Genomic DNA, 12679 nt, shown 5'->3' with positions numbered 1-12679 from the left:
TGCGCTAGCGAGCGCTGCGCTTCTCTTTCAGGAAGTCGATCAACGCGCGCAGTTTGAGCGGCATTTGCGCGCGGCTCGCCGTGTAGAGATAGAAACCGGGAAAGCTCGGACACCATGCGTCGAGTACGCGCGCGAGGCGGCCATCGTCGAGTTGCTCGCGTATATAGTCCTCGATCACGTGCAGCAGACCCACGCCCTGCTCCGCAGCTTGCACCATCGTGCGCAGGTCGTTGGTGACGAGCGCGCCGCGCGCCTCGATCTCGAACACACGCGCCGGATCGTCGGGCGGCGCGAACTCCCATCGATAGATGCCGCCGCTCGACGTGAAGCGGTAGCACAGGCAGTCATGCGCGGCGAGATCGGCTGGCGTTGCGGGCGGCGCATAGCGCTCGAAATAGGCCGGCGAGCCCGCCACTGCAATGCGCATCTCGCCGCCCAATGGCACCGCCACCATGTCCCGCGCAACCCGCTCGCCGAGCCGGATGCCGGCGTCGAAGCCTTCGCCTACGACATCGGCCAGGCCGTCGTCGAGCGTCAGGTCGAGGCGGATCTGCGGATAACGGCGCGTGAATTCCGCGAGATGCGGCTGCACCAGCAACTCGCTCGCGATCCGCGGCAAGTTGATACGCAAATTGCCGGCGGGCTGGTCGCGGGTTTCGTCGAGCGCCTCGAAGGCGGCCTCGAGTTCGCCCAGAGCCGGCCGCACGCGAGCGAGAAACTGCGCGCCGGCTTCGGTCAGCGCCACGCGCCGCGTGGTCCGGTTGAACAAACGCACATTCAACTGGGTCTCGAGCGAGCGGATGTTTTGCGACAGCGCCGAAGCGGTCACGCCGGTCTCGGCGGCCGCGCGCGTGAAGCTGCCGTGACGCGCCACGCTCACGAACCCCATCAATGCCGGCAGTTGCGCAGGATCCATCACGGCCCCCATTATTAAGTCCGACTTCACAATTCTTGCAGACAAGCGGCATTTTTCCACGAAAAGAATGGGCGCACGATGGGACCGTCGATTCAATTTTTCGTAGCGCACCGCTCAAGGAGACTGACATGACGATGAACCGCTATACCCTGCTCGGCCGCTCAGGCTTGCGCGTCAGCCCGATCGCGCTTGGCACGATGACCTTCGGCACGGAATGGGGCTGGGGCGCCGAGGAAAAGTCGGCACAACGGCTGTTCGATCTGTACGTGGATGCCGGCGGCAATTTCGTCGATACCGCCGACCTCTATACGGAAGGCACCAGCGAAAAATGGCTGGGCAAGTTCGTCGCGGCGCGCGGCCTGCGCGAGCGGCTCGTGATCGCGACCAAATACGGCTACAACGGCGAGACCGGCAACCCGAACGCGGGCGGCAACCATCGCAAGAATTTACTGCGCGCGCTCGACGGCTCGCTCAAGCGCCTCGGCACCGACTATATCGACCTGTACTACCTGCACACGTGGGACCGCGTCACGCCGGTGGAAGAAGTGATGCGCGCCATGGACGACGCCGTGCGCGCCGGCAAGATCCGTTACGTCGGTTTGTCGGATACGCCCGCCTGGTTTGCCGGGCGCGCGCAGACGCTCGCCGACTGGCGCGGCTTCGAGCCGGTCGCTGCCATGCAGCTCGAGTACTCGCTGATCGAACGCAACGCGGAGAATGAATTCGCCGATCTCGCCGCCAATCTCGGCATGGGACTCGTGCCGTGGAGCCCGCTCGGCATGGGCGTGCTGTCCGGCAAATACCGGCCTTCGCAAAGCGGCGCGGCAGGTGGCATTTCCGGCGACGGACGTCTCGCGAGCATGGCCGGCGCTCCGCCGCCGGGATTCGACAAACTGACCGAGCGCAACTTCCGCATCGTGGCGGAGCTGGAGTCGGTCGCCCATCTCGCCGGCCGGCCGATGGCGCAAGTTGCGCTGAACTGGCTGCATCAGAAGCGCGGCGTGTCGAGCATCATCGTCGGCGCGACGCGGCCGGAGCAGTTGCAGGAGTCGCTCGGTTCGCTCGACTTCACGCTGGCGCCGGAACTGATCGCGCGGCTCGACGCCGTGTCAGAACCAGCCCGTCCATTCCCCTACTACATGTTCGCGAACGGTCATCAGGCGCGAATTCACGGACAAGTCGAAGTGACTGACAAACCGGCCGGATATTCCGCGTCGGTGAAAATCCCCGCACCGATGGCGTAAAAATATGCGTCTGACGAAAGCCCAGCGTTCGCTGCCGAACGTTGAAATTTCTTATTCAGGCGAAAGATCTTAAAAAGTGTTTTTAGTCGTCAACGAAACTTGAGAATCGTTCGTTTACAAAACATTAGAGGGCCGAATGGCGCGTGCTGAACCGAGTGGCAATTAACGAACGTTCGGCCTCTTAAGCGGAAAATGCTGCGAATGCGGCGGCGCACAAAAATCCGCGACGGTTGGTTTGATATCAGTCAATACGAGTGTGGAGTGTGCGAAAACGCGGGCTCGATGCTGAACGGCCTGCAGGATAAGGCCGAGAGGGAAACGGCTGGAATATTGGACTGCCTGGAAGGGTGACCGCGAAATCAATTTATTCGCAGTCAACCGATAAATTCTATTCAAAGATTCCGTTCTATTGTTGACCTGTGCCGTTAAAGCAACAAAGAACAGGTGACCGGCATCAGCCGCTGGTGCAAAACGGGGACCGAGGCCGATAATCGGTTTGTAAAGGAGAGAGATCATGGATGCCAAACCACCGAAAGTTCCGACCCCGGATAAAGTCTTTTGCCCGGATCCGGAACCCGCTGGCGTCGAGTTTTTGGGTGCTGAACTGCCGGAGCATGTCCGCGCCTTTTTCGACGAGCAACGCAAGTCGTGCGACTCGAAGTAGCTGTGCAGTGGCGCAATGCAGCATGGACGTGCGTGCAGCGGTTGCGTGCACACGTCTAACCGATCGTTTTCTGCTCGATTCGTGACACGGGGTCAGTCCGTCTGATTCAGGTGACGCCCGGCCGTGCGGCCTGGCGTCGGCATTTGCCCGCCTCGACAAATATGCCTGCGGTGTTCCGATCGCGAGGGAAGGCGCGGGCTCGATGCATCGTCTATTCTTCTGATTTTTCCTCCGTTGCCGCTCGGCTACTGCCATCTTCCATGAATCGTTCTTATCGCTTCGGCGCGTCATGCACGCTCGCGCTGCTGACCGCTCTTGCATTCGCGCCCGCTCCCGCCATCGCGGATGGTGACGACACCGCGCTCACCAGTCTGATCGCGCTTGCCTCGCAGCGCCTCGCGCTCGCGGAACCGGTGGCGCGCTGGAAATGGGCCAATCACCGGGACATCACCGACACGCCGCGCGAGAACGCTCTCCTCGCCGATGTCGAGAAGCGCGCTGCCGCGGCGAACGTCGACCCGGCGTTCGCCCGTGCTTTCTTTCAGGATCAGATGGACGCCAGCAAAGACGTCCAAAATGCGCTGTTCGTCACGTGGCGCGGCACCCAAGCGCCGCAAGGACCCGTGCCCGATCTGGCAACCAGTACGAGACCGCAGTTGGACCGGCTGACCCAATCGCTCGTCGCCGGCCTTGCGCGCGTTCAGCCATTGCGCGCGGCACCGGATTGTCCGTCGCGCGTCGCGCAGTCGCTGGCTAACTGGAAGTCGCTGACGCGCTACGACTCGGCTCATTCGAGCGCGTTGACGCGCGCCCTCGGGCACGTGTGCGAAACCGGTGGCGTGGGCGCAACCGGTTAGGTCGGCTGAGATAAGCGCGCGGTTTGAGGCCGGCTAATGGCCGCGGAGACCGCGCGCTTGAACCTACTTGGTTGAACAGCGGGCTATCGGTTGAAAACGAAGTCGCTGAACGCCGGACTGGCGAACGTCTTCAGGCGAGACTCGCCACCGCCGCGCCACTCGACACGCTCAACGGCATCACACGCAAACCGCGGGCGAGATGGCTCTGCAAGATGCGATACGTCGACAGTTCGAACCGTCCCGCCGCACTCGACGCATGCAATTCCGCCGCCAGCGCGAGCGACGCCGCGTGGCCGACGTAACACCAACGGTCGACGACATGAAACGCGCGCGCTTGCGACGCCTCCTCGCGCTCTTCGAATACGATCGGCCCGTCGAACGGCCACGGCGCGTCAGCGGGATCGCTCTTCGCGATACGCGGCACACGGTTATGGCCGGGACGCAGCGTCGCGATCCACTGCGCCTCCGCGAGCATGGCGCCCAATTCCCCGCCGGTCGCGCGCCACTCGACGCGCCGCACCTGCTGCGCGAGCCGGATATCTTTCGACGAGCGCCGCTCGCCGGTCAAATGTGAGCGCACGCGCTGGCGCACGCGCACGCTTCGCCCGACATACAGCGGCACATCTTCTTCCCCATAGAACGCATAGACGCCGCAACCGGCCGGCGCGGTATCGAGCAGATCTTCCGTGATGTCGCCTGCAAGCCGGTAGCGCCGCGTGGTGCGCTCGATCTGCGTGCGCAATACGTCGAGCGGCACGAGGCCGTGCAGCCGTTGCCAGAACTGCCAGATCAGATCGGCGTCGGCGAGCGCGCGGTGGCGATCGGAAGGCACAAGCGCATGACGCTCGACCAAGGCGTCGAGACCGTGACGCTTTTCCGCCGGGAACAGCGCTCGCGACAGGCGCACGGTGCACAGCACGTCCGGATCGAACGCCAGACCCACGCGGCGAAACTCGCCGCGCAGAAATCCGCGATCGAAACTGGCGTTATGCGCGACGAACAGTTTGCCGTTCAGACGCTCGAAGAGCGCCGGCGCGATCGCATCGAAGGTCGGCGCGCCCCGCACCATCGCATTCGTGATGCCGGTGAGCTGCTGGATGAATGAGGGAATCGGCTGCTGAGGGTCGACCAGACTGCTCCAGCGCGACACGCCGGCAGGTCCGATTTCGACCACACCGACCTCGGTGATGCGATGCTCAGCGGTCGAGCCGCCGGTGGTTTCAAGGTCGACGAAGACGATCGGCCCATCCAGGGCCGGTTCCGGCAAAAACTGTTCAGACATGGAAAAGGAGACTTTGGACGCGTGGCTTTGCGGCAAGTATGCACCAGTTGGCGGTCGAGTACCCGGATAGCATCGCGTTACGTCGAGTGACTTGCGGCTCAACGGTCCTGTTTCCGCTTAAGCGACAAGTCTCTCGCAACACCTGAAATCAGTATGTTTCACGGCCGCCACAGCGGAATGACGGCGAAGCGGATATTTCGTTTCAGGGCAATGCTCGATTTTGTTAATCAAGGGAACACCACATCGCGCGCGATCTGGCAGGTGAAATTCAGCCTTGCCGCTATACGAGGAAGGGAGAAATGCCGTTAAGCGAATTCTCGATATGCGTTTATCACGCGACACGCTAAGCCCGCGTTTGTTGGCTTATATAAGTCCCGAGCGCATATATGTACTTCTGTCTAGATAATCAGACCAAGTCAATATTACTCAATCGATTGTGGGGACGCGTTATAACGGGAAAATTTTCAGCAGCCTGCCGAAAAATGTAACGAAAGACGTTCCCGTAAGTGTTTGTCCGACTTGCTGCACCGCATGCATAGCCGGATGATCGGATTCAGTAGTTGTAGTAACGCGCATTAGGGAGATTGCCATGCTGTTCAACCAAATCCACCGCCTCTTTACCTGGCTGACCCACTCGCACGACAACACGGCCTCCGAACAATCTGCACCCATCGCGGACACGCCGTCAATCTTCGAAATCGATCCAATGTGGCATGGCGATCATTGGCAGAACCTGCTGTCGTCCCCCATGGACGCGCGTCGCTACGTCATGGAAGACTGGAGCGTGTCGATCGCGGACGACTGGAACGAAGTGGACGGCGCGGCGCCCGCCCACTGACCGCGTCGTCAATCGGCGCGACGCAGGCAAAAAAAAGCGCGACTGGAAAGTCGCGCCGACAAAGGTTTGGAGATCTTTTTCGTCAACGAAAAAGTCTGCTTCGGAAAGCAGAAACTTCAGTATAGCGGTTCAGTTCCATTTCGATTATTCACATAAATAACAATCATCTGTTGCGGCAATAACAACAATCTCGTTTTACGTTTTATTCCGTTGTTTTTTAGCATCGATTCTTGTCGCGAATCAGCAACGCACCGCCATCCGCACCAGGCTCACGCCTCTTGAAATCGCTGGAGGCCTTTATTGATAAGGCTTCAGCGGCTTTCGCATATCGTTTCTTAACGCGTAATACTTTATTGCGTAAATCGGAACGTCCATTACGCAGAGTGTCTCTCTACACTCTGCGTAACCGGAAACCAGCGCGATTTTGCTCAATGCGCATCTCACTCGGATTACGCCTCTCGCAGCGCCCGCGTGAAGGTCTCCTTAAGCCTGGGTTCAACGCCCGCTCTCGCTCTCGGAGTTACAAGATGAAAAAGACACTCATGGTCGCCGCCCTCACGGGCGTTTGCGCAACCGCCGCGCATGCACAAAGCAGCGTCACGCTGTACGGTTTGATCGACGCCGGCATCACTTACACGAACAACCAGCACGGCCATAGCAACTGGCAGGAAACCAGCGGCTCGGTGAACGGCAGCCGCTGGGGCCTGCGTGGATCGGAAGATCTGGGCGGCGGTCTCAAGGCGATCTTCACGTTGGAAAACGGCTTCGGTATCAATGACGGCACACTCAAGCAAGGTGGGCGCGAATTCGGCCGTCAAGCGTTCGTCGGTTTGACGAGCGACCAGTTCGGCGCCGTCACCCTCGGCCGTCAATACGACAGCATGGTCGACTATGTCGGTCCGCTGGCGCTGACCGGCACCCAATACGGCGGCACGCAGTTCGCGCATCCGTTCGACAACGACAACCTGAACAACTCGTTCCGCATCAACAACTCGGTCAAGTACCAGAGCGCCAATTACGGCGGCTTCAAGTTCGGCGCGTTGTATGGCTTCTCGAACCAGGCCGACGGCTTCGCGAACAACCGCGCTTATAGCGCGGGTGCGTCGTACAGCTGGGGCGGCCTGAACGTCGCCGCCGCCTACCTGCAACTGAACAGCAACGGCGCGACCGGCGCGGCTGCGGCGTTCAATTCGGGTGGCGCGGTGTCGAGCGACAACACGTTCTTCGCGGGCCGCCAGCAAACGTGGGGCGCGGGTGCCAACTACGCGTTCGGCCCGGCAACCGTCGGCCTCGTGTACTCGCAAACCAACCTGTCGAGCCTCGCCGGTATCGGCGCTAGCGCCTCGGGTCAAAGCGGAGGCATCGCCTTCGGCAACGATAGCGCGCATTTCCAGAACTTCGAAGCGAACGCTCGCTATGCGCTGACGCCGGCGGTCAGCATTGCCGGTTCGTACACGTACACCCGCGCAAGCCTCGCTGGGACGCGTCCGCACTGGAATCAATTCAACCTGCAAACCGCGTACGCACTGTCCAAGCGTACTGACGTGTATCTGCAAGGCGAGTATCAGCAAGTCAACGAAAACGCTATCGTGGATGCCAACATCAACGGCCTGGCCGCTTCGGGCAACAATAAGCAAGTCGCTGTGACCGCAGGTCTGCGTCACCGCTTCTAAAACCGCGGGTAACAGCCGTGGTCTCGAAGGCGCCGTTCGCGGCGCCTTTTTTTTATGCCTCGTCAGCGCCCGAGTTGAAGGGCGAGAACGAGACAGGGCGTCCGCCAGCGGTGATTCAACCGCCGGTATCTGGCAGTGGATATTTGACGTCGAGTATGTCGATCGGCTGAGGGCCGGCTGGGGTGTACAACGTGACGGTATCGCCGACTTTCGCCTTGAGCAGCGCGCGCGCGATCGGCGAGATCCAGCTCACATAGCCGATATCCAGATCGACCTCGTCAATGCCGACAATCGTCACGATATGCGCCTCGCCGTCCTCCGTCGCATACTCGACAGTTGCGCCGAAGAAAACCTGGTCGACGTTCTCCTGCTTGCTGCTGTCGACGACTTCAGCGAGATCCAGGCGTTTGGTCAGAAAACGGATGCGCCGGTCGATTTCGCGCAACCGGCGTTTGCCGTAGATGTAATCGCCATTCTCGGAGCGATCGCCGTTCGAGGCCGCCCACGACACCAGTTTGACCACTTCCGGCCGATCCTCGTCGATCAGATGCAGCAGTTCATCGCGCATGCGCCGGTAGCCGGCGGGCGTGATGTAGTTTTTCGTGCCGGCGGGAACGTCCGGCGGGGCGACGTCGAGGTCGTCGTCATTCTCTTCGCTCGACTCTTTGACAAAGGCCTTGTTCATGATGATCCGGTAACTGCAGCATGCGACTGCCTATCAAGGTTACACGATCGCGACCATGAGACAAATCGCAGTTACATGCTTCCCTTTTTCAAAACCTTTGCTATAATCTCGTTTCTGCGTGCGGCTGTAGCTCAGTTGGATAGAGTACTTGGCTACGAACCAAGGGGTCGTGGGTTCGAATCCTGCCAGCCGCACCACTTATTCGAGGGCCTTCCTCCGGGAAGGCCCTTACGTTTTACCCAAGTTTCAGCGCAGTAAGCATTACCCGTTTAGCGTGCGGCTGTAGCTCAGTTGGATAGAGTACTTGGCTACGAACCAAGGGGTCGTGGGTTCGAATCCTGCCAGCCGCACCACTTATAGAGGGCCTTCCGATCGGAAGGCCCTTTGTTTTTTGTCCGTCGAGTCGAGTTTCATTGGGCCTTGTCCCCACCGGAGGCCTTGGTGGCGGCAACAAAACACGCCCCTTATCTCGGCGGCGACTGAATATCCCCAATCTGCCCGTCCGGACTCGGCAAGTCCACGAACGAACTGCCTGCCGTCTGCTCGCCGATCGGTTGCGCGTGTTCACCGCTCACCGCCTGCGCCTCGCGCAACACATCTCCCACGGTATCGCCAAATCGGCTTTCGACGAACGCCCTCAGCAAGGCAACCCGTAACGAGTCGCCCCGCCCTTCGACGGTTCGGTGCCCGCCTTCGAATTCCGCGACGCAGTGTGCGGCGCCAAGCGCGGTCCGCTCGCGCACTTCCAGCCGCTGCGCGCGCTCCAGCACCGCCGCTGCCGCCTCCCACGAGGTGGACGGCGTAAAACGGCCATCCCACGGACGACCGCGGTCATTGCCGCGAATCGAGACGGTTTCGCCGCTATCGGTAAAGTGGATTTCGCGCACGAAGTCGTGCAGGCTGCGGGCGACCCAATAATCGAGCGCCAGGCCGGTGAGGTCAGCTACGTTCACAAGCGTTCTCCCTGAGTTTCAGATGAGACTCGCGCGTAGCCGGTGCGTTCAGATTCGAATGAGGGAGATGGACTCGCCCCGAGACCTGCTCCGGGCAACCGCCGGTGATCAGTAATCCGCTCGCTCGCGATCGATTCGCATCCCGCCGTCGTGACGGTGATGGCCTTCCTCGCTAGGCCGTTCGCGCGCAATGCGCATGACGTCCGGGTTCGTGCGCACGCGCCGCATGACGTTGGCCAGATGGACACGGTCGCTGACCTGGATCACGAAGCGCAACACCGTGGATTCCTGCGACAGGTCTTCGTCCATTGCAATGTGAACGATGTTGGCATCCGCCGAGGTGATATCCGCCGCCACGCGGGCAAACACGCCCTTGGTATTCTTGACCAGCACCTTCACGGCGACGTCGAACAGACGCCCCGGCTGCGGTGCCCAGGCGACGTCGATCCAGCGACCCGGATCGCGACGGTGGATGCGTTGCGCGACGCGGCAATCCGTGGTGTGGATCGCCATACCGAGACCGATGCCGATATAGCCCATGATGTCGTCGCCCGGAATCGGACGGCAGCACGCGGACAGTTGCACCGACATGCCCTCGGTCCCGGTGATAACCACCGGCGGCGCATGCGGCATATCGGAGTGGGAGCGCGAGCCGTCGTCGTCGGCGTCGCGGCCGCTCATCAGCACTTCGATACGCTTGGCCATGACCGCCGCGACACGCCGGCCGAGGCCGATGTCCGCAAAAATTTCCTGACGGTTCTTGTTGCCCGTCCACTGTACGAGCTTTTCCCATGCTTCCGGCGTCACGTCGGAGAGCGCCAGCCCGTAGCCCTTCAACGCCTGGTCGACCAGACGCTCGCCGAGTTGAACGGATTCGTTCAGACGCATTGTCTTCAGATAATGGCGGATCGCCGAGCGCGCCTTGCCGGTACGCACGAAACCGAGCCACGCCGGATTCGGCTTCGAATACGGCGCAGTGATGACTTCGACGATGTCGCCGCTCTTCAACTCGGTACGCAACGGCAGCAATTCGTTGTTGATCTTCACCGCGACGCACTGGTTGCCCAGGTCGCTGTGGATCGAATACGCGAAGTCGAGCGCCGTGGCGCCGCGCGGCAGCGCCATGATCTTCGACTTCGGCGTAAACACGTAGACCGCGTCCGGGAACAGGTCGATCTTGACGTGTTCGAGGAATTCGCTCGAATCGCCCGCTTCGCTCTGAATGTCGAGTAGCGATTTCAGCCACTGGTGCGCGCGCTTTTGCACGTCGTTCAGGTCCGCGCCGCCGTTCTTGTACAGCCAGTGCGCGGCCACGCCCGCTTCGGCGATCTCGTGCATCTTGCGCGTGCGCACCTGAAACTCGATCGGCGCGCCGAACGGGCCGACCAGCGTAGTGTGCAGCGACTGATAGCCGTTCACCTTCGGGATCGCGATGTAATCCTTGAACTTGCCCGGCACGGGCTTGTACAGCGCATGCAGCGCGCCGATGCAGGTGTAGCACTCCAGCGCGCTCTCCACGACCACACGGAAGCCGTACACGTCGAGCACCTGCGAGAACGACAACTGCTTGTCGCGCATCTTCTTGTAGATACTGAAGATGGTTTTCTCGCGGCCGGTGACTTCGGCGTCGAGCTTCGCGTCGGCAATGGCGCGCTGCACCGATTCGAGAATCTTGCCGACCACTTCGCGCCGGTTGCCGCGCGCCGCCTTGACGGCTTTTTCGAGCGTGGCGTAGCGGTGCGGATTGAAGTTCGCGAAGCTCAGGTCCTGCAACTCGCGATAAGTATTGTTCAGGCCGAGCCGGTGAGCGATCGGCGCATAGATGTCCAGCGTTTCGCGCGCCACGCGGCGGCGCTTTTCGGGCGGCACCGCGCCCAGCGTGCGCATGTTGTGCAGCCGGTCGGCGAGCTTCACCAGAATCACACGGACGTCGCGCGCCATCGCGAGCAGCATCTTGCGGAAGTTTTCCGCCTGCGCTTCTTCGCGATTACGAAACTCCATCTTGTCCAACTTCGACAGCCCGTCGACCAGTTCCGCGACCTTTGGGCCGAAACGCTCGGCGAGTTCGGCCTTGGTCACGCCCTGGTCTTCCATCACGTCGTGCAGCAGCGCAGCCATGAGCGCCTGGGCGTCGAGGTTCCAGCCGGCGCAGATTTCCGCGACGGCCACCGGATGCGTGATGTACGGCTCGCCGCTCTGGCGGTACTGGCCGAGATGGGCTTCGTCGCTGAAATGGAAGGCCGACTTGATGTCCTTGATCTCTTCCGGCTGCAGATAGCCGGACAAGGCGGACGTCAGTTTGGCGATAGAGACGACGTCATGCCGGCGCGGTTGCTCCGGCGTGGCGGTCGGCCCGAACAGATGGCGAAACGACTGTTCGAGGACCGCGTCGATGTACTTCCGTGCAGAAGAGGGCGAGTCAGCGTCGTGTTCCACTTCCGTGGCGGTGGGCGGGGTAGCACTCAATTTCGCCTCCGTATCGGTTGGGGTTGGACGCCGGTCTGCAGGTTGATGCAATTACGTGTGGCAAATAGGTATATCAGGTGTAGCAAGCGCGTGTGGCAAAACAGCTTCGACAAACGCGCAATCGAAAACGGAACAGTGCGCCTTAAACAGGCACCTTCTTCAGCATTTCGACGCCGACCTGGCCGGCTGCGATTTCGCGCAGCGCGACGACCGTAGGCTTGTCGCGGCTCTCGATCTTCGGCGTGTGGCCTTGAGCGAGTTGTCGCGCGCGATAGGTTGCGGCAAGCGCGAGTTCGAAACGGTTCGGGATCTGTTTGAGACAGTCTTCGACGGTAATGCGGGCCATGTTGGGTTCCTTCTCAGTATGTTGCTTATTCTACCTTATGTGCTCGATACACCGCCGCGTTCACGCGTGTGGCAAGTGAATGCCGAGCTGCACGAAAAGCTGCGTGTGGCGCGCGTATTGCGAGGCGAAGCGCGAACGCGTCGCGGCCACCAGACATTGCAGTTCGCTGAGCGCGCGCTCGAACTTCTCGTTGATCACCACGTACTCCGCTTCCGCCGCGTGCGCCATCTCGCTGCCGGCTGCCAGCAGACGGCGCGTGATCACGTTCGGCTCGTCCTGACCGCGCTTTCTCAGCCGCTCTTCCAAAGCTTCGAGCGAAGGCGGCAAGATGAAGATTTCGACCGCGTTATGAAACTGCTTTTTCACCTGCTGCGCGCCCTGCCAGTCGATTTCGAGCAGCACGTCATGGCCGTTCTTCATCTGGTCCTCGATCCACACGCGCGAGGTGCCGTAGTAGTTGCCGTGCACTTCCGCGCTTTCCAGAAACTCACCGGCATCGTGGCGCTTCATGAAATCGTCGACGGTAGTGAAGTGATAGTGTTCGCCGTCCTGCTCTTTCGGACGCGGCGGACGCGTCGTATACGAGATCGACAGACGGATCGCGTCGTCGCCGGCGAGCAACGCGTTCACGAGCGTCGACTTGCCGGCGCCCGACGGCGCGACGACCATGAACAGATTGCCGGGGTAAGCGCCGGCGTACGGATTGCGCGACGTTTCGCGTGTGTGGTGATGGTCGGTCATGGTGGTGGTGCTCC

At 61.1% G+C, this 12679-nt stretch carries 12 protein-coding genes and 2 tRNA genes; 7 read left to right on the top strand and 7 right to left on the bottom strand.

Translation table 11 applies throughout. The annotated features are described in order from the left end of the window. Nucleotides 1-4: 4 nt before the first annotated feature. A complete protein-coding gene (locus B0G71_RS02415; protein WP_116139499.1) occupies nt 5-916 on the bottom strand; it encodes a LysR family transcriptional regulator in 912 nt (303 codons plus the stop codon). 128 nt (nt 917-1044) lie between these two features. Between B0G71_RS02415 and B0G71_RS02410 the strand changes: the two genes are divergently transcribed. The 3 genes from B0G71_RS02410 (at nt 1045) to B0G71_RS02405 (ending at nt 3681) form a co-directional block, all read left to right on the top strand. Next, complete coding sequence (locus B0G71_RS02410; RefSeq protein ID WP_116139497.1) at nt 1045-2160, top strand: aldo/keto reductase; 1116 nt, start codon at nt 1045-1047, stop codon at nt 2158-2160. A gap of 514 nt (nt 2161-2674) precedes the next feature. Beyond that, on the top strand, nt 2675-2824 hold the full coding sequence (locus tag B0G71_RS41205) for a hypothetical protein (RefSeq protein WP_007180815.1): 150 nt from the start codon (nt 2675-2677) through the stop codon (nt 2822-2824). 260 nt (nt 2825-3084) lie between these two features. Beyond that, nucleotides 3085-3681 carry a chorismate mutase gene (locus B0G71_RS02405; RefSeq protein WP_116139495.1) on the top strand — a complete coding sequence of 199 codons (597 nt, stop codon included), beginning with the start codon at nt 3085-3087 and terminating at the stop codon, nt 3679-3681. Nucleotides 3682-3811: 130 nt separating this feature from the next. Here B0G71_RS02405 and B0G71_RS02400 read toward each other — a convergent pair whose 3' ends face one another. Then, nucleotides 3812-4963, bottom strand: coding sequence for an exonuclease domain-containing protein (locus B0G71_RS02400; RefSeq protein WP_106283325.1), 1152 nt, complete (start codon nt 4961-4963; stop codon nt 3812-3814). Nucleotides 4964-5552: 589 nt separating this feature from the next. Here B0G71_RS02400 and B0G71_RS02395 point away from each other — a divergent pair. Then, entirely contained in the window at nt 5553-5801 is a 249-nt protein-coding gene (locus B0G71_RS02395; RefSeq protein ID WP_116139493.1) for a hypothetical protein, read from the top strand. A 527-nt stretch (nt 5802-6328) separates the two neighbouring features. Beyond that, nucleotides 6329-7474, top strand: a complete 1146-nt coding sequence (locus B0G71_RS02390; protein WP_116139492.1) for a porin — start codon at nt 6329-6331, stop codon at nt 7472-7474. A 115-nt stretch (nt 7475-7589) separates the two neighbouring features. Here the strand turns inward: B0G71_RS02390 and greB are convergent, their stop codons facing one another. Further along, a complete protein-coding gene (gene greB, locus B0G71_RS02385; RefSeq protein ID WP_116139490.1) occupies nt 7590-8159 on the bottom strand; it encodes a transcription elongation factor GreB in 570 nt (189 codons plus the stop codon). A gap of 120 nt (nt 8160-8279) precedes the next feature. On the opposite strand from greB, the gene B0G71_RS02380 reads away from it, so the two are divergent. Then, nucleotides 8280-8356: transfer RNA gene (locus tag B0G71_RS02380), tRNA-Arg, on the top strand. Nucleotides 8357-8435: 79 nt separating this feature from the next. Next, nucleotides 8436-8512 (top strand) — tRNA-Arg (locus tag B0G71_RS02375). A gap of 111 nt (nt 8513-8623) precedes the next feature. On the opposite strand, the gene B0G71_RS02370 is transcribed toward B0G71_RS02375, so the two are convergent. The 4 genes from B0G71_RS02370 to gmk all read right to left on the bottom strand — a co-directional run bounded on the left by B0G71_RS02370 (nt 8624) and on the right by gmk (nt 12665). Further along, complete coding sequence (locus B0G71_RS02370; RefSeq protein ID WP_116118076.1) at nt 8624-9112, bottom strand: phage protein NinX family protein; 489 nt, start codon at nt 9110-9112, stop codon at nt 8624-8626. 108 nt (nt 9113-9220) lie between these two features. Further along, nucleotides 9221-11578, bottom strand: a complete 2358-nt coding sequence (locus tag B0G71_RS02365; protein ID WP_116139488.1) for a bifunctional (p)ppGpp synthetase/guanosine-3',5'-bis(diphosphate) 3'-pyrophosphohydrolase — start codon at nt 11576-11578, stop codon at nt 9221-9223. Between the two features lie 142 nt (nt 11579-11720). After that, on the bottom strand, nt 11721-11924 hold the full coding sequence (gene rpoZ, locus B0G71_RS02360; RefSeq protein ID WP_006025620.1) for a DNA-directed RNA polymerase subunit omega: 204 nt from the start codon (nt 11922-11924) through the stop codon (nt 11721-11723). A 60-nt stretch (nt 11925-11984) separates the two neighbouring features. Next, a complete protein-coding gene (gene gmk / locus B0G71_RS02355; protein WP_116139486.1) occupies nt 11985-12665 on the bottom strand; it encodes a guanylate kinase in 681 nt (226 codons plus the stop codon). Between the last annotated feature and the right edge of the window lie 14 nt (nt 12666-12679).

The organism is Paraburkholderia sp. BL27I4N3, assembly GCF_003386115.1.
Classification (GTDB): Bacteria; Pseudomonadota; Gammaproteobacteria; order Burkholderiales; family Burkholderiaceae; genus Paraburkholderia.
This window is presented reverse-complemented; position numbering and strand designations above follow the sequence as displayed.